The sequence below is a fragment of the Gilliamella sp. wkB171 genome (assembly GCF_001693755.1).
Lineage (GTDB): Bacteria > Pseudomonadota > Gammaproteobacteria > Enterobacterales > Orbaceae > Gilliamella > Gilliamella apicola_F.
Map to the genome: position 1 here is coordinate 194,539 of NZ_LYST01000043.1, position 23,368 is coordinate 217,906.

The 23,368-nt window shown below is 36.6% G+C and carries 21 protein-coding genes and 1 other RNA gene; 10 read left to right on the forward strand and 12 right to left on the reverse strand.

What is annotated here, in order from left to right:
* Positions 1-55 precede the first annotated feature (55 nt).
* From xseB to A9G03_RS06970, 7 genes are all read left to right on the forward strand, one after another.
* On the forward strand, positions 56-301 hold the full coding sequence (gene xseB, locus A9G03_RS06940; RefSeq protein ID WP_065633340.1) for an exodeoxyribonuclease VII small subunit: 246 nt from the start codon (positions 56-58) through the stop codon (positions 299-301).
* Positions 291-1,163: a (2E,6E)-farnesyl diphosphate synthase gene (gene ispA / locus A9G03_RS06945; RefSeq protein WP_065798796.1), complete on the forward strand. Its 873-nt coding sequence runs from the start codon at positions 291-293 to the stop codon at positions 1,161-1,163. Before xseB ends, ispA begins: the two co-directional genes overlap by 11 nt.
* Positions 1,164-1,177: 14 nt before the next feature.
* Positions 1,178-3,040, forward strand: a complete 1,863-nt coding sequence (gene dxs, locus A9G03_RS06950; protein WP_065798985.1) for a 1-deoxy-D-xylulose-5-phosphate synthase — start codon at positions 1,178-1,180, stop codon at positions 3,038-3,040.
* A gap of 7 nt (positions 3,041-3,047) precedes the next feature.
* Positions 3,048-3,332, forward strand: a complete 285-nt coding sequence (zapA, locus tag A9G03_RS06955) for a cell division protein ZapA (RefSeq protein ID WP_065633338.1) — start codon at positions 3,048-3,050, stop codon at positions 3,330-3,332.
* A gap of 65 nt (positions 3,333-3,397) precedes the next feature.
* A non-coding RNA gene (gene ssrS / locus A9G03_RS06960) (6S RNA) lies at positions 3,398-3,578 on the forward strand.
* A 31-nt stretch (positions 3,579-3,609) separates the two neighbouring features.
* On the forward strand, positions 3,610-4,155 hold the full coding sequence (locus A9G03_RS06965) for a 5-formyltetrahydrofolate cyclo-ligase (protein ID WP_065798797.1): 546 nt from the start codon (positions 3,610-3,612) through the stop codon (positions 4,153-4,155).
* A 235-nt stretch (positions 4,156-4,390) separates the two neighbouring features.
* Positions 4,391-5,851 (forward strand): catalase, encoded by a 1,461-nt coding sequence (locus A9G03_RS06970; RefSeq protein ID WP_065798798.1) that lies wholly within the window; start codon positions 4,391-4,393, stop codon positions 5,849-5,851.
* 122 nt (positions 5,852-5,973) lie between these two features.
* Here the strand turns inward: A9G03_RS06970 and A9G03_RS06975 are convergent, their stop codons facing one another.
* The 5 genes from A9G03_RS06975 to purH form a co-directional block, all read right to left on the reverse strand.
* On the reverse strand, positions 5,974-6,597 hold the full coding sequence (locus A9G03_RS06975; RefSeq protein ID WP_065798799.1) for a hypothetical protein: 624 nt from the start codon (positions 6,595-6,597) through the stop codon (positions 5,974-5,976).
* A 4-nt stretch (positions 6,598-6,601) separates the two neighbouring features.
* Entirely contained in the window at positions 6,602-7,357 is a 756-nt protein-coding gene (gene rlmB, locus A9G03_RS06980; RefSeq protein WP_065798800.1) for a 23S rRNA (guanosine(2251)-2'-O)-methyltransferase RlmB, read from the reverse strand.
* Complete coding sequence (gene rnr / locus A9G03_RS06985; protein WP_065633333.1) at positions 7,358-9,748, reverse strand: ribonuclease R; 2,391 nt, start codon at positions 9,746-9,748, stop codon at positions 7,358-7,360. It lies immediately after the preceding gene.
* Positions 9,749-9,990: 242 nt separating this feature from the next.
* Complete coding sequence (purD, locus tag A9G03_RS06990) at positions 9,991-11,283, reverse strand: phosphoribosylamine--glycine ligase (protein WP_065633332.1); 1,293 nt, start codon at positions 11,281-11,283, stop codon at positions 9,991-9,993.
* A 115-nt stretch (positions 11,284-11,398) separates the two neighbouring features.
* Positions 11,399-12,991, reverse strand: coding sequence for a bifunctional phosphoribosylaminoimidazolecarboxamide formyltransferase/IMP cyclohydrolase (purH, locus tag A9G03_RS06995; RefSeq protein ID WP_065633331.1), 1,593 nt, complete (start codon positions 12,989-12,991; stop codon positions 11,399-11,401).
* 249 nt (positions 12,992-13,240) lie between these two features.
* Here purH and idnO point away from each other — a divergent pair, with 249 nt between their 5' ends.
* The 3 genes from idnO (at position 13,241) to idnR (ending at position 16,512) form a co-directional block, all read left to right on the forward strand.
* On the forward strand, positions 13,241-14,005 hold the full coding sequence (gene idnO, locus A9G03_RS07000) for a gluconate 5-dehydrogenase (RefSeq protein ID WP_065633330.1): 765 nt from the start codon (positions 13,241-13,243) through the stop codon (positions 14,003-14,005).
* Between the two features lie 120 nt (positions 14,006-14,125).
* Positions 14,126-15,376, forward strand: coding sequence for an MFS transporter (locus tag A9G03_RS07005; protein ID WP_065798801.1), 1,251 nt, complete (start codon positions 14,126-14,128; stop codon positions 15,374-15,376).
* A 143-nt stretch (positions 15,377-15,519) separates the two neighbouring features.
* The gene (idnR, locus tag A9G03_RS07010) at positions 15,520-16,512 is read left to right on the forward strand and encodes a DNA-binding transcriptional regulator IdnR (RefSeq protein ID WP_065798802.1); all 993 of its coding nucleotides are present in this window, start codon (positions 15,520-15,522) and stop codon (positions 16,510-16,512) included.
* A gap of 68 nt (positions 16,513-16,580) precedes the next feature.
* On the opposite strand, the gene era is transcribed toward idnR, so the two are convergent.
* The 7 genes from era to rpoE all read right to left on the reverse strand — a co-directional run bounded on the left by era (position 16,581) and on the right by rpoE (position 23,312).
* The gene (era, locus tag A9G03_RS07015; protein ID WP_065633327.1) at positions 16,581-17,486 is read right to left on the reverse strand and encodes a GTPase Era; all 906 of its coding nucleotides are present in this window, start codon (positions 17,484-17,486) and stop codon (positions 16,581-16,583) included.
* Positions 17,483-18,160: a ribonuclease III gene (gene rnc / locus A9G03_RS07020; protein WP_065633372.1), complete on the reverse strand. Its 678-nt coding sequence runs from the start codon at positions 18,158-18,160 to the stop codon at positions 17,483-17,485. Before rnc ends, era begins: the two co-directional genes overlap by 4 nt.
* 8 nt (positions 18,161-18,168) lie before the next feature.
* Entirely contained in the window at positions 18,169-19,170 is a 1,002-nt protein-coding gene (lepB, locus tag A9G03_RS07025; RefSeq protein WP_065633326.1) for a signal peptidase I, read from the reverse strand.
* A gap of 20 nt (positions 19,171-19,190) precedes the next feature.
* Complete coding sequence (gene lepA, locus A9G03_RS07030) at positions 19,191-20,987, reverse strand: translation elongation factor 4 (protein WP_065633325.1); 1,797 nt, start codon at positions 20,985-20,987, stop codon at positions 19,191-19,193.
* Between the two features lie 156 nt (positions 20,988-21,143).
* Positions 21,144-22,079: a MucB/RseB C-terminal domain-containing protein gene (locus A9G03_RS07035; RefSeq protein ID WP_065798803.1), complete on the reverse strand. Its 936-nt coding sequence runs from the start codon at positions 22,077-22,079 to the stop codon at positions 21,144-21,146.
* A gap of 54 nt (positions 22,080-22,133) precedes the next feature.
* Positions 22,134-22,694, reverse strand: coding sequence for an RseA family anti-sigma factor (locus A9G03_RS07040; protein ID WP_065633323.1), 561 nt, complete (start codon positions 22,692-22,694; stop codon positions 22,134-22,136).
* 42 nt (positions 22,695-22,736) lie between these two features.
* The gene (gene rpoE, locus A9G03_RS07045) at positions 22,737-23,312 is read right to left on the reverse strand and encodes an RNA polymerase sigma factor RpoE (protein WP_065633322.1); all 576 of its coding nucleotides are present in this window, start codon (positions 23,310-23,312) and stop codon (positions 22,737-22,739) included.
* Positions 23,313-23,368 lie beyond the last annotated feature (56 nt).

The window sequence follows — 23,368 nt, forward strand, 5'->3', positions numbered from 1 at the left end:
ATTTACCCTTATTGAAATTATGTGTACACTCATTTACGCAAAAAAGGAAGCGCATATGGCAAAAAAACCAGTGACAGAACCAAGTTTTGAACAAACACTTAAGCAACTTGAAGCGATTGTTTCACAACTGGAAAATGGTGATTTACCATTAGATGAAGCATTAAATGAGTTTGAAAAAGGGGTTAAATTAGCCCGAACAGGACAAAAACAATTACAACAAGCAGAACAACGTATTCAGATATTATTATCTGAAAATAGTGATGCGCAGTTGTCTGAATTCTCGATTAATCATGATGAATAGTCTCAATGTATTACAAGAACGGATTAATTCGTTTTTAGCAACCTATATTTCGCAGTTTACTTGTTCCGAATTACAACAAGCAATGCGTTATAGCTTGTTAGCAGGGGGCAAGCGAATTAGGCCTATTCTGGTTTATTTAACAGGACAGATGTTTAATTGTTCACTCTCTAAGCTTGATGATGCTGCGGCAGCCATTGAAGCAATACATACCTATTCGTTAATCCATGACGATTTACCCGCTATGGATAATGATGATTTACGTCGAGGCAAACCAACTTGTCACATAAAATTTGGGCAAGCACAGGCAATATTAGCCGGCGATGCCTTACAAACGTTAGCATTCACTATACTCTCTGAAAGCCAACACATTAATGACCAAACTAAAATTTCAATGATTGCTGAACTTGCCAAAGCTAGTGGATTAAATGGCATGTGCATTGGGCAGTCACTGGATTTACAAGCTGAACATCAAACTGTCACGCTTGAGCATTTACAACAAATACACAATTATAAAACGGGTGCACTAATCAAAGCAGCCGTCCGACTTGGTGCTTTGGCATGTGGAGAAGAAAGTAAACCTTACTATGCCATGTTAGACAGTTATGCTCAAGCAATTGGGTTAGCGTTTCAAATTCAGGATGATATTTTAGATATAATCGGTGATCAAGCAATTATGGGCAAACCCCAAGGTTCAGATATCGCGCAAGAAAAGAGCACGTATCCCGCCTTAATTGGACTACAATCAGCAATAAAAATGACCCAAACATTGTATGACCAAGCTATCGATAGTCTTCGCCAAATACCTTATGATAGCCAACCATTACAAAATCTGGCTGATTTTATTATTAATCGTAAAAGTTAAACAATAGCTCAATGATGACAATAAATTTGGATAATTATCCGTTACTAAAAACCATTAACTCGCCAGAAGATTTAAGACGATATCCTTTGTCTCAATTACCCGAAATTTGTCGCGAGTTAAGACAATTTTTACTTGATAGCGTTAGCAAATCAAGTGGTCATCTTGCATCCGGATTAGGTGTTATTGAATTAACTGTTGCATTACATTATGTTTATTATACACCCTTTGATAAGGTTATATGGGATGTTGGGCATCAAGCTTATCCACATAAAATTTTAACTGGCCGCCGTGATAAGATGCTCACGATTCGACAAAAAGATGGATTACATCCATTCCCTCATCGTGAAGAGAGTCAATATGACGTGTTAACAACCGGTCACTCATCTACATCGATTAGTGTTGCGCTTGGAATAGCTATTAGCGAACAAAAAAAACAATCAGGGCAAAAAGTCGCCGCAGTCATTGGTGATGGAGCATTAACTGCAGGCATGGCGTTTGAAGCCATGAACCATGCCGGGCATATCAAGCCAGATATGTTAGTGATTGTTAATGATAACGACATGTCAATTTCTGAAAATACAGGTGCGCTTAATCAACATCTAACCCAAATTTTATCGAGTAAAGCTTATGCCTCTTTTCGTGAAAGTGGTAAGCGAGTACTTGCCAATATTCCACCACTTAAAGAGTTATTTAAAAAAACGGAAGAACATTTAAAAGGATTAGTCACACCAGCTATTTTATTTGAAGAACTTGGCTTTAACTATATAGGCCCCGTTGATGGACATGATGTTGAAAATTTGGTTCTAACATTGCAAAAAGTGCGCCAACTAAAAGGACCACAACTACTCCATATTATTACCAAAAAAGGCAAAGGATATGCGCCAGCTGAACAAGATCCAACATTATGGCATGGTGTCCCTAAATTTAATCCCGTTGACGGAATTTTGCCCAAAGCCAACAAAGTTGCCCCAACTTATTCACAAGTTTTTGGTGATTGGTTATGTGAAATGGCACAACATGATAAACAGCTAGTTGCAATAACGCCAGCGATGGGTGAAGGATCAGGCATGACAAAATTTGCTGATCAATATCCCGATCAGTTTTTTGATGTCGCCATTGCAGAACAACATGCTGTCACGCTGGCAACAGGATTTGCAATCAGCGGTTTTAAACCTGTAGTTGCCATATACTCAACATTTTTACAACGCGCTTATGATCAAGTTATTCATGATGTTGCCATTCAAAATTTACCTGTGCTATTTGCTATTGATCGAGCTGGGATTGTTGGCGCTGATGGTGAAACGCATCAAGGTGCGTTTGATCTAAGCTTTTTACGCTGTATACCCAATTTTGTTATTATGACACCAAGCGATGAAAACGAATGTCGACAAATGCTCTATACTGGTTATTTACATCATGGCCCTGCTGCTGTGCGTTATCCTCGTGGTGAAGGTATTGGTGCTGTATTAAAACCGTTACAGACAATACCGTTAGGTCAGTCAAAATTGTGCCGTGAAGGGCAAAACATAGCTTTACTCAATTTTGGCACATTACTGCCTGAAGTTTTACAGGCGGCCAATCAAATTAATGCTACAGTCATAGACATGCGTTTTGTAAAGCCATTGGATGAAAAAGTCCTTTTGCACATTAGCCAAACACATAATATACTGGTCACTGTTGAAGAAAACAGTATCAAAGGCGGAGCTGGCAGTGGCGTCTGTGAATTTTTATTATCGAAAAAAATAAAATGTGATATTTTAAATATTGGGTTACCTGATAAGTTTATTGCGCAAGGATCACAAACTGAGGTTCGCAATGAACTGGGTTTAAACTGTGAACATATTATCAAAAAAATTAATAATTTTATAAAACAATAGGTTAAATATGGAAACTAAAGCTGTCACTATTCAAATTTTTGGACGTACTTTAAAATTTAATTGTCCGGTTGATGAAGTTGACGCACTCGCTAATGCCGCAAAAGACTTAGATGCGCGCTTAAATAATTTACGTGAAAAGTCATCACAAATAAGTAGTGAACAACTCATTATGACCGCAGCACTGAATATTTCTTACGAACTAACAAAAGAAAAAGAAAAAAGTAATGAATTCAGCGATAGATTAAAAATGTTACAACAATTACTTGATTCAGCTTTAAATAGCAACAATTAACGGTTTTAATTGTAAATTTAATCAAAACGATCTTGTATCATTTGTTAATTTTAGTAATATTATACCCATCTCTGAGATGTTCGCGATATGGGTTAGTCCCCTGAGCCGATATTCTTTACTTTAGAACGGTGTGATTTTCAATTGGTGTGTATGCCTTATTTATAAGGAAACCTAAAAATTGGAACATGCTGTTCACCTTGAACCTTGGGTTCAAGGGTTACGACCCTAACGACATCTTGGAGTGCCTTTCATTGTTTTGACTTTGTAGTGGTAATTGATGAACATTAGACAGATTATCCGTCAAAAAAGACGACAATTATCCCACCATGAACGCCAAGTTGCTCAGCAAGATATTTATCGTAAAATTACCCACCATGCCGATGTTAATTCAGCCCAAAATATAGCAATATTTCTACCATTTGATGGTGAAATCGATACGATACCTATAATTGAATACCTTTGGCAACAAAACAAATCTGTTTATTTACCGGTTATTCATCCATTTGATACAAAACATTTACTATTTTTACACTATACCCCAAATACACCTTTATCAAAAAATCAGTTTGGTATTTCACAACCGGCTCTAAATGTTTTAACTGTCATACCGTATCAAAAACTTGATATTATCTTCACGCCATTGGTTGCATTTGATGAACGAGGATACCGAATGGGAATGGGCGGTGGCTATTATGATAGGCTACTTGAAAACTATCGAATATATAATATTAAACCTATTGGACTCGCTTTTGCCTGTCAAAAAGTCGAAAGAATCAATAATCAACCTTGGGATGTTCGATTGCCAGAAATTATTTATGCTTAACTGATAACCAACCCCAAAGAATAAATACGAATCATTCGCATTATTACCCTCAAAAAACATCAATTTATTTTATTTATCTATGATAAAAACCAAATTTAGCGATATAATAATTTAGCGTTAACTTTTTATCATGCACTACCGCCCTATTCTTTTGTCTTTTGAGTCAATATTTAATTCCAAATGGAGATGAATATTCTTGAAAGTACTTTATAAATATTCAAAAAGGAGTATTGCAATGTCAGAAAATAAAGTATTAACCACCAACAACGGCGCACCAATTGCCGATAATCAAAATTCTCGCACTGCTGGTCCTCGAGGCCCTGTATTACTCGATGATTACCAACTTATCGAAAAACTCGCTCAATTCAATCGCGAAAATATTCCTGAACGTCGAGTCCACGCCAAGGGTTCTGGAGCACACGGTACTTTTACAGTAACAAATGATATAACAAAATATTCATTTGCTAGTATATTTGCCAATGTTGGAAAACAAACACCCGTTTTTGTGCGATTTTCAACCGTAGGTGGTGAACGCGGTTCTTCTGATACAGCTCGTGATCCACGTGGTTTTTCAGTAAAATTTTATACAGATCAAGGAAATTGGGATATCGTTGGCAACAATACGCCAGTATTTTTTATTCGTGATGCAATTAAATTCCCTGATTTTATTCATACCCAAAAGCGTGATCCCAAAACAAATCTAAAAGATCCGCAAATGATGTGGGATTTTTGGTCCTTATCACCAGAATCACTTCATCAAGTGACCATTTTATTTTCTGATAGAGGTATTCCTGACGGTTATCGCCATATGCATGGGTATGGTAGTCATACTTATAGCCTTATCAATAAAGATGGGGTAAGAACTTGGGTGAAATGGCATTTCAGAACGGAACAAGGAATCAAAAATATAGATCCTAAAAAAGCCTCAGAAATGGATGGAACGAATCCTGATTCAGCTCAAGAAGATCTATTCAAAGCGATTGAACGTGGCGACTATCCAAAATGGCGGCTTTATATGCAAGTGATGACTGAAGAACAAGCCAATCAACACCCAGAAAACCCTTTTGATGTCACTAAAGTTTGGTCACAAAAACAATTCCCATTAATCGAAGTCGGTGTGATGGAGCTTAATCGCAATCCAGAAAACTACTTTGCAGAAGTTGAACAATCCGCTTTTGAACCAAGTAATGTGGTACCTGGAACAGGCTTATCACCAGATAAAATGTTGCAAGGACGTGTTTTTGCCTATGCCGATGCTCACCGTTATCGAATTGGTACGAATTATCAGCAACTACCGATCAATGCGCCTAAATGTCCTGTGCATAATTACCAACGTGATGGTTCAATGCGCTTTTATAGTCCTGATAACGCACCTAACTATGAACCCAATAGCGTTGACAGTGCACCTAAAGAGCAACCTCAATATGCCGAACCGCCAATGCATGTGCCAGCCGGTACAATGGATAAGCATAACCACCGTGTTGATGGTGATTACTATTCGCAACCAGGTGCATTATTTAAATTAATGAGTCCAGAACAAAAACAACTATTAATTGATAATATTGTTGGATCGATGAAGAATGTTGATCGCAATATACAAATTCGTCAATTAAAACACTTCTATAAAGCTCACCCAGACTATGGACAAGGTGTCGCTAAAGGTCTCGGTATTGATGTGAATTTAATCAAAGATTAACTCATAAACAAGAAAAGCCGACTTAATAACGTCGGCTTTTTTATTTTTTTAAAACAACATGAATATTATTTAAAAAAGCGTTGTTATAAATATCTATAAAAAATTAATTAACTTGATTAAAATTATTTAGCTTTATTTTTTTTATTAAATTTTTTTAAAATAATCGACACTAATGGCCTATGGCATTTATATATCATATCAGGTGAAACCATGATCAACTCGGCAAGTGGCACTGTCCAATCGGGTATGTCGGTATTGTCTGAATGCTTATCATCTATTGGAGTCTCAATAGCATAACGCTGCGTATTGGCAAATAACGGTTGTTTTTTAGCGATATCATTATCATCTTCATCACTGAGCATTTTGCAATTATCCAGTACTTGCTGTGCGAAGATATCTGGCCAATTTTCTGCAACATTTTTCATTTTCACAAAATCAGAAATATGTCTTAGCATGTCACGAAACAGTAGCAAATAGACCATTTGAACATTACGTCCCGATAGATTTGCTAACTGCTCGTTAGTTAAAACCTTATTGATAACACTTGGACCCCACTTAAAAAACAGCGTATCTTTGTACATATTTACGATCGTTTTAATTGGACGATACTGTGTTTTAACTAACTTATCAATTTCATGTGAAATTTGCAGGGTTGGATAACCAACCCTGTTACGTCCATTAAGATCCCGCTCAGACAGCGGTTTTTGTTGTTTTTTGGGCAAGAGTTTTTTTAACAATCCTAACATATTGTTATCCTTGTGATTGTCCTTTTTGCCGAACAATTTCAAATAAGCAAACGCCTGTAGCTACCGATACATTAAGCGATGAGACAATTCCTGCCATCGGTATACTCACAAGTTCATCACAATGTTCTTTCGTCAATCGACGCATGCCTTCTCCTTCTGCGCCCATGACTAAAGCAAGAGAGGTTGGTTTAGTAAAAAAATTGGTTTGATAAAGTGTTTTATCTGCTTCACCAGCAGTACCCACAATCCAAACTTGATATTCATCTTGCAACATACGCATTGTACGCGCTAAATTGGTCACTCTAACCACCGGCACACTTTCAGCCGCACCACAAGCAACTTTTTGTGCTGTAGAGTTTAGCGAAGCGGAGCGATCTTTAGGCACAATAATAAAATTAACACCAGCAGCATCAGCCGTTCGTATACAGGCACCTAAATTATGCGGATCAGTGACACCATCTAAAATCAATATAACGGGATTCGATTGTTGCTCCATCAACAATGGAATATCATTTTCTTGATAACTTCGACAAGGTTTTACCATAGCTAAAATACCTTGATGAACACCGTTTTTAGATTTTTCATCAAGCCATTGACGGTTGGTTATTTTCACCGGTAAACCTAACTGTTCAAGTTGATGAACCAGTGAAATAAGGCGTTTATCTTCTCGACCTTTAATAATAAATACTTCAATAATTCTTTCGGGCGCACGGTTAAGCAGTGCTTCAATGGCATGAATGCCATAAACTGTTTCACTCATCTATTTGCTACTCTTTTTTCGTTTATTACTGGTTTTTGACTTTGCTCGGTTACTGTTTTTACTTTTAGGTTTACTTTCAATTTTACTTTTAGATTTTTCACTATTTTTGCTGGTAGATTTTTTACTTTTGCGCTTAACAGGTCCATCAATTTTTGGCTTTTTCTGTTCTTGTTTCGATTTAGTCTTCGCTGTTTTACCTTGACGCATTGGTTTATTATTGCTGCCCACCAATGAAAAATCAATTTTACGCTCTTCTGGATTAACATTGTCCACTTTAACTTGGACTTTATCACCCAGACGATAACTGTAACGAGTATTTTCACCAATTAAACGATTACGTGATGGATCAAAAATATAATAATCGTTTTCTAGCGAGGATACATGAACCAAACCATCAATAAACAGATCATCTAAACGGACAAAAAAGCCAAAATTAACCACACTTGAAATAGTGCCATTAAATACTTCACCAACATGATCTTGCATATAATCGCATTTAAGCCAATCGACAACATCGCGTACTGCTTCATCAGCTCGCCTTTCAGTCATTGAGCAATGCTCGCCAAAATAGAGCATTTCATTCATAGTATAAAGGTGTCCACCTGTTTTACTGGTTTTATCAAGCTCGTTGGCTAAAATCCATTTAATCGTACGATGCAATAATAAGTCAGGATAGCGACGAATTGGCGAAGTAAAGTGCGCATATTCATCTAACGCTAAACCAAAATGGCCTCGATTTTCTGGATCATAGATAGCCTGCTTCATGGAACGAAGTATCACCGTTTGTAGCATTTCGTGATCAGGGCGTTCTTCAATTGCTAACATCAATTGAGCAATATCTTTAGATTTAGGATTAGTTCCGCCACCTAGTGATACGCCTAATTCGCTCAAAATACTTCGCAAATTATTCATGCGATCTTCATCTGGTTTATCATGGACGCGAAACAGTGAAGGCACGTTTGCCTTAATAACCAATTTGGCCGCTGCCACATTAGCTAAAATCATGCACTCTTCAATAATTTTATGGGCAACATTACGCTGTACGAGCTCAATACTTTCAATGCGCTTATCGGCATTAAAAATAAATTTTGGTTCTTCTGACTCAAAACCTATCGCACCACGCAAGACTCTTGAATTATCGAGCACCTTATATAATCCATAAAGATTTTCTAGATGAGGGACTAAATCATGATAATGTTCTTGTAACTCGCGATCACCCTCTAAAATTTTAGCCACTTTAGTATAGGTTAGCCGAGCATGCGAATTCATTACCGCTTCATAAAATTGATAACTTGTTAATCGACCTTTGTTTGATACCGTCATTTCACAAACTAAACATAACCGATCAACTTGTGGATTGAGTGAACAAAGCCCATTAGATAGCTCTTCTGGTAACATTGGCACAACGCGTGACGGGAAATAAACCGAGGTACCACGTAAGCACGCTTCTTTATCAAGCGGTTTACCGGGACGAACATAGTAACTAACATCTGCAATGGCGACCCATAATCGATAGCCTCCACCTCGATTTTTTTGACAATACACCGCATCATCAAAATCACGAGCATCTTCACCATCAATAGTCACTAAAGGAAGGTCTCGTAAGTCTTTACGACCTTTTTTCGCACTTTCTGGAACGTGATCGCTAAATTTGCTCACTTCTTTTTCGACAGGTTTAGGTAATTCATAAGGAATTTCATGATTACGTAGTGCAATATCGATAGCTAAATTGGTCCCCATGATTTCACCAAGAACCTCTTTAATAATACCGACTGCTTTTTGGCGGCGTTCAGGGCGCTTTTGCAACTCAACCACCACCACTGCGCCCATACGCACAGTGAGATTAGGTTTGCCAGCAATTAAAATATCGAAGTTTAAACGGCTATCATCCGGTACCACAAACCCAACACCTTGTTCAATAAAATAACGCCCAACAATTTGATTACTACGAGGTTCTAAAATACGAACAACACGCGCTTCTGTTTTTCCACGATATTGATTACCCATTGGTTGAGCTAAAATGACATCACCTTGCAGTACCTTTTTCATCTGATCTGGCGATAAAAAGTAATCTTCAGGTTGACCTTCTACACGCAAAAAACCAAACCCATCACGATGCGCAATGACACTGCCTTTAACCATCGCAAATTTTTCTGGCAAGGCGTAGCATTTACGGCGTGTAAATACCACTTGCCCATCACGCTCCATTGCGCGCAAACGACGATGTAATGCAACTTTTTGCTCTTCATTTTTAATTGCAACAGCCTGCGCAATTTTCTCTAAACTTGCGGGTTTGGCTTCTTTAGTTAAATAATCCAAAATAAGTTCGCGGCTCGCTATGGGAGATTCATATTTTTCTGCTTCTCGATCAAAGAAGGGATCTTTTATCATAAGGGATATCCGGTGATCTAATATTGCTGTTAGCATAACATAGAGTGGTATAACTTAAAACGAACATTATTGATCTGGCAGGAATAATCTTTACCTACCTTACTGATTAAAAATAGAAGTATTTCTATTGATTTTATTTAATTTTTTTAAAGTTATTACTATGATTTTTTTATTATGTTTTTTTATTTCGCCTACATTAAAAATATGGCGCTGTTATTAGCGCCATCATTGTATAGTGTCATTTATTGATTGAGCTTTTCTCGTTCTATTGCCCGATAACCAATATCTTTACGATAAAAACAACCATGCCAATAAATATCTTTAATTTGTTCATAAGCGCGCTTCTGTGCTTCAAGCACTGTATTACCTAAAGCTGTTACGCAAAGAACTCGACCACCATTGGTATAAACGCGTCCTTTTTCTAAACTGGTGCCAGCGTGAAATATTTTACAATCTTGAGTTGATTCTGTTGGTAAACCAAGAATGACATCTTGGGTATTATATTCACCAGGATAACCACCGGCGGCCAATACGACACCTAAGGCAGGTCTTGGATCCCATTTCGATTTGACGGTATCTAATTTACCATCCACAGCTGCAAGGCAAAGTTTCACTAAATCAGATTGCAGTCTCATCATAATAGGTTGCGTTTCAGGATCACCAAATCGACAATTAAATTCAATGACTTTAGGATTACCTTCTTTGTCAATCATTAACCCAGCATATAAAAAGCCAACATAAACATTACCTTCCTCAGCCATACCATTGATTGTCGGGTAAATAATTTGATCCATCACTCGCCTGAAAACTTCATCAGTAACAACAGGGGCTGGCGAATAAGCGCCCATACCACCAGTATTTAAACCAACATCACCATCACCAACACGTTTATGATCTTGGCTCGTTGCCATAGGTTCGACATTTTTACCATCAACCATGACAATAAAGCTGGCCTCTTCACCTTCTAAAAACTCTTCAATGACAACTCGGTGCCCAGCATCACCAAAGGCATTACCCGCTAACATATCGCGCACTGCATCTTCAGCTTCTTTTATAGTCATTGCAACAATCACCCCTTTACCTGCCGCAAGACCATCGGCTTTAATAACAATTGGCGCGCCTTTTTGACGAATATATTCAATGGCCGGAGTAACTTCGGTAAAATTTTGATACTCTGCAGTAGGTATATGATGTCTGGCTAGAAAATCTTTAGTAAATGCTTTAGATCCTTCTAATTGTGCGGCAGATTTTGTCGGACCAAAAATTTTTAATCCTGCTTTTTGAAAACTATCTACCACACCTATGACTAATGGGGCTTCAGGTCCGACAATGGTTAAATCGATTTGTTCTTGCTGTGCAAAATTTAACAATCCCCCAACGTCCGTTGCTTTAATGTTAATATTTTCTAAATTCGGTTCAAGCGCAGTACCTGCATTGCCGGGTGCAACAAAGACTTTTGAAACTAATGGTGATTGTGCGACTTTCCAAGCTAGAGCATGTTCACGCCCACCATTACCAATGACTAAAACTTTCATAAAAGATCCTTTAAATACTTCAACCTAAAAAGGAAGTTGAATTTTGAGTTCTAACTAAGCTAAATATAACAATCTGCTTATTTAATCAATTCAATATTCACTAAATTAATAATTATTAATGCCTAAAATGACGCATATGGGTAAAAATCATCGCAATATTATGTTCATCTGCTGCCTGTATAACTTCGTCGTCACGAATCGATCCTCCCGGCTGAATCACACAGGTGACGCCCACCGCTGCGGCTGCATCAACACCATCTCGAAATGGGAAAAAAGCATCAGAGGCAACAACTGAACCTGCAACTTGTAAATTTTCATCTTGTGCTTTAATTCCAGCAATTTTTGCTGAGTATACTCGACTCATTTGCCCCGCACCAATACCAATTGTCATATTATCCTTGGCATAAACTATCGCATTTGATTTAACAAATTTGGCCACTTTCCAACAAAACAGTGCATCTGAAAGTTCTTTAGCTGTTGGTTTTCGTTTAGTTACTACAGTCAATTGAGTTTCATCAACTGTGCCTAAATCACGCTCTTGCACCAAAAGTCCACCGTTTACTCGTTTAAAATCTAAGCTGGCTTTAGACGATGTTGATAATTTTCCGCATTCTAGTACACGCACATTTTTCTTAGTTTGCGTAATCGCTAACGCCTCTGGCGTCACAGATGGCGCAATAATGACTTCAACAAATTGTTTATCAACAATAGCTTGTGCTGTTTTAGCATCTAATGTTCGATTAAAAGCGATAATGCCACCAAATGCCGAAGTCGGATCAGTTTTAAATGCATTTAAATACGCGGTTAAGATATTATCACTTACAGCAACCCCGCAAGGATTAGCGTGTTTTACAATCACACAAGCTGGTTCAGCAAATGATTTTACACATTCAAGTGCTGCATCTGTATCTGCAATATTGTTATAAGAAAGTGCTTTACCTTGTAGTTGTTTAGCCGTTGCAATTGAAGACTCTTGAAGATCTTCTTCAATATAAAAAGCCGCTTTTTGATGGGCATTTTCGCCATAACGCATGTCTTGTTTCTTAATAAATTGCAGATTAAGGGTTCGAGAAAATTCACCAGAAGGTTTATCGGTTTCACCATAATAAGGTGGCACTAGTCTTCCAAAATAATTAGCAATCATGCCATCATATTTAGCGGTATGTTCAAAAGCTTTAATCGCCAAATTAAACCGGTATTCGAAAGTCAGTGAATTTTGCTGTTTATCGAGCATATCAATAATTGTCGCATAATCACCACAATCAACAACAATAGCCACATCTTTGTGATTTTTAGCAGCAGATCGCACCATAGTTGGTCCACCAATATCAATATTTTCAACCGCATCTTGCAAGGTACAATCGGCTTTAGCCACGGTTTGAGCAAAAGGATATAAGTTAACCACAACCATATCGATAGGTTCGATGTGATGATTTTGCATGATTTGATCATCTATGCCACGTCGACCTAAAATTCCACCATGAATTTTGGGGTGTAAGGTTTTAACTCGCCCATCCATCATTTCAGGAAAACCCGTATAGTCAGATACTTCAGTTACCGGTATTTGATTTTCGATTAGCAATTTAGCGGTACCACCAGTGGAAAGGAGTTCTATTTTTCTAGCTGATAGCGCTTTGGCAAATTCAATGATTCCGGTTTTGTCAGAAACGCTTAATAAAGCGCGACGGATAGGACGATACTGCTGCATGAAAGGCTCCGAAGTTGATATTCTACATCCAAGTCAGTGAAGTGGTTATTATATATAAAACAAGGGTAGATGTTTAGTACTAAGTTTCTAAAAAGCCATCAAAAATTGATGACCATAATATTTGAACTTGATCACATAACTGAGATTTTCCTGCCAATTACGACTTTGCTCACTTTATTTTTTTTATTTTTAGTAATAATGTTATGCGTAACTGTTATGCATAACATTATTATGAAAAGGGAGAAAAACATGCAATCTTTATTCGATTTAAAAGGCAAACGCGCTTTAATTACTGGTTCGGCTCAAGGTATTGGCAATTTATTAGCCAAAGGGTTAGGACAATATGGTGCCAGTATCATCATCAATGATATTACCGATGAAAGAGCAAAAAATGCTGCAACACAATTAGTCCAACAAGGTATTGATGCCGTCGGTATTGGTTTTGATGTGACGAACTCAAGTTCAGTTAAACAAGCAATTGAGCATATTGAACAAGACATCGGACCAATCGATATCTTAATCAATAATGCTGGTATTCAACGACGTCATCCATTTACAGAATTTCCTGAAGCGGATTGGGACGCCATTATCAATGTTAATCAAAAAGCGGTGTTTTTAGTATCACAGCAGGTTGCCAAACATATGATTACTCGCAAGCAAGGCAAAATTATTCATATTTGTTCAATGCAAAGCGAATTAGGGCGCGACACAATTACGCCTTATGCCGCATCGAAAGGTGCGGTAAAAATGCTGGTAAAAGGTATGTGTGTTGAGCTTGCTCGTTACAACATTCAAGTTAATGGTATTGGTCCAGGCTACTTTGATACTGAAATGTGTAAAGCATTAGTTGAAAATGCAGAATTTACCAAATGGCTATGCCAACGAACACCTGCTGCCCGCTGGGGAAAACCTGAAGAGCTTATTGGTTCAGCAGTATTTTTATCGTCAGCAGCATCGAACTTTGTCAACGGACATATTCTTTATGTGGATGGCGGTATGTTATCTGCGGTGTGATGTTTTTTACGGTGAGATCGTTATCAAATCACTTTTTTATCAATTCAATGCGTGTATTTGGTTTCGATATCTCCTTACCTACTGAACAATTTGCTTAATTATTAAATCACGAGAACCAATATGAATATCACTAACAAACTAGCCCCCTCTCGTTGGTGGCGATTGATGCCTATTATTTTTATTACCTATAGTTTAGCTTACTTAGATCGAGCCAATTATGGTTTTGCCGCAGCAGCCGGTATTAATAATGATCTTGGTATCACTAAAAGTACCTCATCACTGATTGGTGCCCTATTTTTCTTAGGGTATTTTTTCTTTCAAGTACCCGGATCAATTTACGCAGTCAAACGCAGTGTACGAAAATTGATTTTTATTTGCCTAATTTTATGGGGAGGTTGTGCTGCATTAACTGGTATGGTTACTAATATTGCATCTTTAATGATCATCCGATTTGTTTTAGGTATTGTTGAAGCTGCCGTTATGCCTTCTATGTTAATCTACATTAGTACTTGGTTTACTAAAGCTGAGCGTTCAAAAGCCAATACGTTTTTAATATTAGGTAATCCGGTTACTGTGCTTTGGATGTCAATTGTATCTGCTCACTTAATCGATCTTTATGGTTGGCGTGAAATGTTTATTATTGAAGGACTTCCTGCCGTCCTTTGGGCGCTAATTTGGTGGATAGTCGTCCGAGATAAACCTTCACAAGTAAACTGGTTAACCGATCAAGAAAAAGCAGATTTTAAAGCGGTGATGGACAAAGAACAACAAAATATTAAACCTATGCGCAATTATGGCGAGGCTTTACGTTCTGGAAATGTCATTAAGCTTTGTGCTGTACACGCGCTATGGAGCATTGGTGTTTACGGTTTTATGATGTGGATGCCATCAATTATTAAATCTGCCGGTAATGTCGATATTGTCTCTGTTGGTTGGCTTTCAGCCATTCCATATCTTGTTGCAATTACAATGATGTTAATTGTCTCTTATTATTCAGATAAATTGCAAAACCGAAAACTTTTTGTTTGGCCTTTATTATTAATTGCAACGATCGCTTTTTTTACCGCTTATATATTAGGAAGTGATCAATTTTGGATCTGCTTTATATTATTATCAATTGCTGCTGGGTGTATGTACGCACCTTATGGTCCTTTTTTTGCATTAATCCCTGAATTATTACCAAGTAATGTGTCAGGGGTTTCTATAGGTTTAATTAACAGTTTCGGCGCACTTGGTGCATTTATTGGCGCTTGGCTTGTTGGCGTGATAAACTCAGCAACTGGCAGTGCTGGAGCCTCATATGTTTTTATGGGAGCTGCATTGATTTTATCAGTAATATTAATGGCGAGTGTGAAAGCTCCTAAACAGTAGTTATCCATTAAAAAATAGGAAGATAATAGTAACGATTATCTTCTTATTTAGTACAGCAATAATGGGATTTATTTTTTATTTTTATTTTTACTGGTAAAATGGCTAAATTCAACTGGCTTGTTTACCTATAAAAATAAAGGGTTATGAAAGATAAACGCATTAGTTTACAAGATATCGCAGATTTGACCGGCGTGACTAAAATGACTATTAGTCGCTATTTGAGAAATCCAGAACAAGTCTCTGAAAAAAACAAAGAAAAAATAGCAAAAGTTTTAAAAGAAATTAATTACATTCCTAATCTTGCACCGCAAATCATGTTGGGCTCACGCAGTAGGTGTATTGGTATTGTTATTCCTTCATTTAAAAATCACATATTTTTAGAAGTGTTAGCAGGAATTGAGTCTGTTACCTCAAAGCACCATTATCAAACCATTATTACCAATTATAATTATGATAAAAAAATCGAAGAAGAAAAAATTATCAATTTGCTATCCTATAATATTGATGCCTTGGTACTAATGGAAAAAAACCATACTAAAACAACTTTGCAGTACTTAAAAACGGCCAATATTCCTGTTGTTGAATTGATGGATGTGACTCAGCAATTTTTTGATATCCAAGTTGGGTTTGATAACGAACAAGCCGCCTTTGATATGACAATGCAAATGTTAGCTTCAGGCAAAAAAAATATTATCTATTTTAATTCTATCGCAAGTGCCCGTGATAGCCAACGTTACAATGGTTATCAACGCGCCATGAAACAATCAGGATTGATGGCGAAGCAGATTATTCCTGATGCAATATCATCAATTAATTTAGGTAAAAGTTTGTTTAACCAAGCTATCGAACAATATCCCGACCTTGATGGAATATTTTGTACTAATGATGATATGGCAATTGGTGTGTTACTTGAATGTCAAAATTATAATATTGCAGTGCCTGAACAAATTGCTATTGCAGGCTTTCATGGTTTAGAAATCGGTCGCGCTAATCAACAAAAAATAGCAACCGTTATCACACCCCGTTTTGAAATTGGAAAAGTTGCAATTGAGCTTTTATTAAAAAGGTTAGATGGAGAACAAGTCAAAAACAGTACTTGTTTAGCGTATAAAATAGAAAAAGGACAAACAATATAAAAAAGTTAAATAAATTAAGTAATCAAACAACAAAAATAGTTTAATTACTTAATTTGAAGTGATGATAATTAATCATCACTATAACCTAAGCTTCGCAGTGCCCGTTCATCATCAGCCCAACCCGCTTTGACTTTTACCCACAGTTCTAAATGAACTTTGTTATCAAAGAAGGACTGCATATCTTTGCGCGCTTCAATGCCAATTTTTTTAATTTTTTCGCCCTTATTACCAATAACCATTTTCTTTTGACCATCTCGTTCCACTAAAATTAAGCCATTGATACGATACATACCGTTGCGTTCATCAACTTTAAATTGCTCAATTTCAACAGTAACAGAGTAAGGTAACTCATCACCTAAGAAGCGCATTAATTTTTCACGAATAATTTCTGATGCCATAAATCGTTGAGAACGATCAGTAATATAGTCTTCAGGAAAATGGTGTTCACCTTCAGGCAGGTGTTTTTTGACAATACTTTTAATAATGTCAATACCTTCCCCTTTTTCAGCACTAATAGGCACCACATCGAGAAAATCAAGTTTTTGACTGATTGCTTGAATATGGGGTAAAAGTTGCGTTTTATCCATAACATTGTCAATTTTATTAATGACAAGTAAAACCGGGCATTTACACCCTTTTAACTTATTAGCAACCATCTCATCGTCATCATTCCAATGCGTACCTTCAACGACAAAAATAACTAATTCAACATCACCTATTGAGCTACTTGCTGCACGATTCATTAAGCGATTAATTGCGCGTTTTTCTTCTATGTGTAGTCCTGGTGTATCAATGTAAATAACTTGATCATTGCCTTGCGTATCAATGCCAATAATTCGATGGCGTGTAGTTTGCGCTTTACGCGAAGTAATTGAGACTTTTTGACCAAGTAATTGATTTAATAAAGTTGATTTACCTACATTTGGTCGACCAACAATGGCAACAAAACCACAATGTGCTATCGTTTCTGTCATTTTATACCTAATTGATTGAGTGCTTGTTGTGCTGCGGATTGTTCAGCCTTACGTCGACTTAAACCACGCCCTAAATATTGATTTTCATCGTTTTCAATTTTACACTGAATTAAAAACTCTTGTTCATGATTGTCACCAGTCACTTCAAGTATTAAATAACATGGTCTTTCATGATGAATACCTTGTAAATATTCTTGCAAACGCGTTTTAGCATCTTTTTGTTTAATGCCTGGTTTAATTTCAGTTAAACGAGTTTGGTACCAGGCCAAAATTAATTGACGTATATTTTCAATATTGCTATCTAAATAAATTGCACCAATTATGGCTTCTACAGCATCAGAAATGATGGATTCGCGGCGAAATCCACCGCTTTTTAATTCACCTTGTCCTAAAATAAGATGATCACCTAACTTAAAGTCTTTACCAATTTCCGCTAAAGTTTGACCACAGACTAAACTTGCTCGCATTTGACTTAAATCACCTTCGTCTTGTTTGATAAATCGGTGATAAAGCTCATCAGCAATAACAAAACTTAAAATAGAATCACCAAGAAACTCTAAACGTTCATTATGTAATTTATTAGCACTACGATGAGTAAGTGCTAATTCAAGTAAAGATAAATCGTTAAATTGGTAACCAATTGATTGTTGTATTTGACTAAATTTTTTCATCATCATTATTATTAATGTATACCACCAATCCGGCTGAATCTTATACCGGTAGGCCATTCATTAGGTTGTTTTTCAAAACTAATCCAAATTGCGGTTGCTCGTCCAACAAAGTTTTCTTCGGGTACAAAACCAAAGTAACGGCTATCACCACTGTTATCACGGTTATCACCCATCATAAAATAGTGTCCTTGAGGGACAACCCATGTCGCAATAGGTTGACCATCTTGATGGTAAAAATAATTTGGATCTTCTTGCGAACCTTGCGTTGTTAAAATATCGTGAGGTTGCTCGCCCAACGTTTCTTGTTGTATTTTCATATCAAGCGATACCACCGATCGTGAATTGACAATATCTTGCTTTGCATATTGTTCTAGCGTATAAAAATTCGGGTTGGCTTTCATTTCTCTGTGCACTTCTTTCCAATCGCTAGGTTTTGGTTCAGTGTAATGTAAATCTAACGGCTGAGCTTTTTGTCCAACACAATTGGAATCACTTGTTTGACAAGCAGGATAAATAAATATTTTTTTGTCATTAACTGAATAGACAATTTTATCACCAGGCAAACCCACAACACGTTTAATTAAATCCATTTGTGGAACATTTGGATGTTTAAATACCGCTACATCACCTCGCTTTGGGTGGCCAGTTGGAATCAATACTGTATTTGTAATGGGATCTCTAAGTCCATAGGAGTACTTTTGGACTGCAATAAAATCGCCGACCAGTAAAGTTTGCATCATTGAACCAGACGGTATTTGGAAAGGTTCAAATAAAAATGAACGAATCACAAATACAATAAATAAAACTGGAAAAAATGAGGATAACGTTTCTATCCAGCCATTTGGTTTTCCAACTTCAGCAAGTATTTTGCCATCAACTTCACCATTGCATTGTTGACGAACTTCTTCAACTTTTCTTTGTCTAGCTGGTTTCCATTTAAATTTTTCTAAAAACCAAAAGATTCCAGTTATAAATGTTGCTAACGTTAATATGATGGCAAATATTCCAGCCATTTTTTTACCTCTTCAACTAATTAATCTTTTCCTACATGCAAAATAGCTAAAAATGCTTCTTGCGGTAGTTCTACGTTACCTACCTGCTTCATGCGTTTTTTACCTTCTTTTTGCTTCTGTAAAAGTTTCTTCTTACGGCTTACATCACCGCCATAACATTTGGCTAATACGTTTTTGCGTAACTGTTTGACTGTTGATCGAGCAATAACATGATTACCTATAGCTGCCTGAATAGCAATATCAAATTGCTGACGAGGAATAAGATCTTTCATCTTTTCAACTAATTCACGCCCGCGATAAGGCGCATTATCTTTATGTGTAATCAGCGCTAACGCATCAACTCGCTCACCATTAATCAGTACATCTAGTCTGACCATATCAGCAACCTGAAAACGTTTAAAACTATAATCTAATGATGCATAACCACGCGAAGTTGATTTCAATTTATCAAAGAAATCTAATACAACTTCAGTCATTGGGATTTCATAAGTCAATGCAACTTGATTACCATGGTAAACCATATTAGTTTGTACACCACGCTTTTCTACACATAAGGTAATAACATTTCCTAAGTAAGTTTGCGGCACTAAAATATTACATTCAGCAATCGGTTCACGAAGTTCTTGAATATTATTTACCGCTGGTAGCTTAGCTGGGCTATCAACATAGACAATTTCATTTGATGTGGTTAAAACTTCATAAACAACAGTTGGCGCAGTCGTAATTAAATCAAGGTTGTACTCGCGCTCTAAGCGTTCTTGAATGATTTCCATGTGTAATAACCCAAGGAAACCACAACGAAAACCAAATCCTAAGGCACCTGAATTTTCTGGCTCATAAAATAATGACGCATCATTTAAGCTTAATTTACCTAATGCATCACGAAATGCTTCGTAATCGTCAGAACTTGTCGGGAATAAACCAGCATAAACTTGTGGTTTTACTTTTTTAAACCCAGGTAATGGTTTATCCGCTGGAGCCCTGGCTGAGGTTAAGGTATCACCAACAGGGGCACCTAAAATATCTTTAATTGCACAAACAACCCAGCCAACCTCACCACAGTTTAGTGAATCTTTATCAACCTGTTTCGGTGTAAAAATACCAAGGCGATCGACATTATATGTCATGCCAGTACTCATCACTTTGATTTTATCACCTTTGTGCAGTTCGCCATTTTTAATACGAATTAACGACACTACACCTAAATAGTTATCAAACCATGAGTCAATAATTAATGCTTGCAATGGCGCATTAGAATCACCTTCAGGAGGGGGAATATCTTTTACTAATTGTTCAAGTACATCAACAACACCTACCCCGGTTTTGGCTGAACATCGAACAGCATTACTTGCATCAATACCAACAATATCTTCAATTTCAGCGGCAACGCGCTCTGGTTCTGCTGCTGGCAAATCAATTTTATTCAGTACCGGAACAACTTCCAGATTCATGTCTAAAGCCGTATAACAGTTAGCAAGAGTTTGTGCTTCTACCCCTTGACCTGCATCGACAACCAACAATGCACCTTCGCAGGCGGCTAGCGAACGAGAAACCTCATACGAAAAGTCAACATGTCCAGGTGTATCGATAAAATTAAGCTGATAGGTTTGACCATCTTTAGCATGATAATCTAATGTCACACTTTGTGCTTTAATTGTGATACCTCGTTCACGCTCAAGATCCATCGAATCCAAAACTTGTGCTGCCATTTCTCGATCAGAAAGACCACCACAAATTTGAATAATACGATCTGAAAGTGTCGATTTACCATGATCAATATGAGCAATAATTGAAAAATTGCGGATATTTTTATTCATATCAATAAATTATAGTTTATATTTTAGTTATATACTGTTGATTATCCAATAATGGTTTTGACAAATAATAGAGCAATTAGATAATCACGGAAAATAGAAAAGCAACATTCTACACATTAATAGCCACTAAGCATAGTCTTATCGAAAGGTTTGCAGCTATTTCTCAACAATATTTTGAGCAATTCGTTCAATGGTAGTTTTAGGCAAGTTACCAATAATAATAATATTTTTGTTACCAATATTTGTTGAAAAAATTGTACGTCCACCTTGTTGGATAAGCTGGTTTGATTGATTTGATAAATCAGAAGAAACATTTACTGTGAACGAAAATACGCCATCCGAAAAAAGTTTCGTTGCAATATCAGAATTGTAAAAATTGACATTATAAGCAGCAACTTCTTTAAATCCTTTTGGTAACCAAGCTAATCGCCATGCATCTAACATATTGTTCTGTTTTTCAATAGACAATAATATAGGATAAGTACGGCTATCGATATAATCTTTCATTTTTTTCTGATCAAAGTCTTCATCTATATCTACTACTTTGAGTTGATTGATAATCTCACCATCTTGATCAAGTAAATCGATTCGTATCGGTAAAAAATTCTTGTCATCTATCCAAATAATATAGCTATAGCGATCTTTATCTTTAGCAATCATTTTTATTAGCTGAACACTGCGATTGGCCGTTCTAGTTTTACCTAACTTCACAAATTCGTATGCATCAGTAAGCTTAGTAAAATCATTATAAATTACATCAGGGAATGCTTCGGTTATACGAGGGCTGGTAATAGAAAAAGATGCACTATCAGGTTGAAAATAACTGGTAATATTATTGTGTAAAATAATCTCTTTTGCAGGACCTTCAAGATAAAGCAATTGCGCTTTGACCTCCTCTTTTTGTAAAGCCCCTAAATGGCTATATTCAAAGGTAGTGACATACTGATCTTTATCTTGTGAGAGAAAATGGATTTGATAACTATTTGTTTGGACAGATTTGCTCATTTTATTTAACAAATTTACTGCTTTATCATTATCAGCAGCAAAAACAGATAATGCAAACAACATAAAAAACAGAGTAATAATAATCATTATACTCTGTTTGATTTTGCACTTAGTTAAATAGAATGAAAAATTCATATAAAATTAATACGCATTGAGCCTTTTTTGCAATTCATAATCTTGGACCAACAATCGAATTTTATCATACTGTCTTTTTTCAATTAATTGTTGATCATTGTGCTGTTGTATACCACCAACTGGCGCGACATTTACCCCAATGGGTACAGTATTTAGGACAGGCGAACCATTTGAATCATCAGATTGCCCTTGGTGATATTGAACGCCTGCAATAATCGCTAAGGTCACACAGGCTGCTAGTCCAACCTGACTTACTTTACCTAAGCAATCTTTAACTCGAATCCAAATAAGATTTTTCGCATTTGGAATATCAACGTTATTTTGATCAGGTTGATTTGGTAGAGGTGAATATAAATTATCAGCAGCGATTGCTTTTGCGACTTGATTTGAAATATCCAACGTTAATGAACTATCGTGCAATTCACCACGCATTGCAGATCTTACAATGTGATAACGATGCCAACATGCTTGTAAACTTTCATCTTTTGATACAGCATCAATGAAGTGATCATCGTTTAACTCGTCATCCATGAGTAATGAAAGTTGCTCTTTTTGTTCTATTTGCATAATAGATACCTTAAATTTATCACTGCTTATTATTAATTCATTTCAACCATTTAATAATGGTTTGATCTTTTCATCAATAATATCACGCGCTCTAAAAATACGTGATCTCACTGTTCCTACTGGTGTATCCATAATTTCAGCAATTTCCTCATAACTTAAACCGTCTATTTCGCGCAGAGTAATAGCCGTTCTTAAATCATCAGGCAAAGCTTCAATAGCTTCAAATACAACTTTTTCAACCTCTTTTGACAGGACTAAACTTTCTGGATTGTCCAGATCTCTTAAAGAATCTGCACCTTCATATCCTTCAGCTTCACTTGCATCGATATCTGAAGATGGAGGACGTCGCCCTTGAGAAATTAAATAATTTTTTGCTGTATTAACCGCTATTCGATACAACCACGTATAAAATATACTTTCACCTTTAAATAGACTTAACGATCGATAAGCCTTAATAAAAGTTTCTTGCACAACATCAGGTATTTCAGAAGCTAAAACATAGCGAGAAACCAAATGAGCGAGCTTATTTTGATAACGTAGTACAAGCAAATTGAACGCATTTTTATCTCCGTTTAATACACGATCAACTAATACTTGGTCTGTTACTTTCTCCCCCATTAAAGGCCATTCCTCATTATGTTAATAACTGCTATGTGGCCCAAAATTGCGCTTAC

Coding starts and splice junctions, on each gene's coding strand:
- xseB (WP_065633340.1), top strand. CDS start 56: ATGGCAAAAAAACCAGTGACAGAACCAAGTTTTGAACAAACACTTAAG.
- ispA (WP_065798796.1), top strand. CDS start 291: ATGATGAATAGTCTCAATGTATTACAAGAACGGATTAATTCGTTTTTA.
- dxs (WP_065798985.1), top strand. CDS start 1,178: ATGACAATAAATTTGGATAATTATCCGTTACTAAAAACCATTAACTCG.
- zapA (WP_065633338.1), top strand. CDS start 3,048: ATGGAAACTAAAGCTGTCACTATTCAAATTTTTGGACGTACTTTAAAA.
- A9G03_RS06965 (WP_065798797.1), top strand. CDS start 3,610: ATGAACATTAGACAGATTATCCGTCAAAAAAGACGACAATTATCCCAC.
- A9G03_RS06970 (WP_065798798.1), top strand. CDS start 4,391: ATGTCAGAAAATAAAGTATTAACCACCAACAACGGCGCACCAATTGCC.
- A9G03_RS06975 (WP_065798799.1), bottom strand. CDS start 6,597: ATGTTAGGATTGTTAAAAAAACTCTTGCCCAAAAAACAACAAAAACCG.
- rlmB (WP_065798800.1), bottom strand. CDS start 7,357: ATGAGTGAAACAGTTTATGGCATTCATGCCATTGAAGCACTGCTTAAC.
- rnr (WP_065633333.1), bottom strand. CDS start 9,748: ATGATAAAAGATCCCTTCTTTGATCGAGAAGCAGAAAAATATGAATCT.
- purD (WP_065633332.1), bottom strand. CDS start 11,283: ATGAAAGTTTTAGTCATTGGTAATGGTGGGCGTGAACATGCTCTAGCT.
- purH (WP_065633331.1), bottom strand. CDS start 12,991: ATGCAGCAGTATCGTCCTATCCGTCGCGCTTTATTAAGCGTTTCTGAC.
- idnO (WP_065633330.1), top strand. CDS start 13,241: ATGCAATCTTTATTCGATTTAAAAGGCAAACGCGCTTTAATTACTGGT.
- A9G03_RS07005 (WP_065798801.1), top strand. CDS start 14,126: ATGAATATCACTAACAAACTAGCCCCCTCTCGTTGGTGGCGATTGATG.
- idnR (WP_065798802.1), top strand. CDS start 15,520: ATGAAAGATAAACGCATTAGTTTACAAGATATCGCAGATTTGACCGGC.
- era (WP_065633327.1), bottom strand. CDS start 17,486: ATGACAGAAACGATAGCACATTGTGGTTTTGTTGCCATTGTTGGTCGA.
- rnc (WP_065633372.1), bottom strand. CDS start 18,160: ATGATGAAAAAATTTAGTCAAATACAACAATCAATTGGTTACCAATTT.
- lepB (WP_065633326.1), bottom strand. CDS start 19,170: ATGGCTGGAATATTTGCCATCATATTAACGTTAGCAACATTTATAACT.
- lepA (WP_065633325.1), bottom strand. CDS start 20,987: ATGAATAAAAATATCCGCAATTTTTCAATTATTGCTCATATTGATCAT.
- A9G03_RS07035 (WP_065798803.1), bottom strand. CDS start 22,079: ATGATTATTATTACTCTGTTTTTTATGTTGTTTGCATTATCTGTTTTT.
- A9G03_RS07040 (WP_065633323.1), bottom strand. CDS start 22,694: ATGCAAATAGAACAAAAAGAGCAACTTTCATTACTCATGGATGACGAG.
- rpoE (WP_065633322.1), bottom strand. CDS start 23,312: ATGGGGGAGAAAGTAACAGACCAAGTATTAGTTGATCGTGTATTAAAC.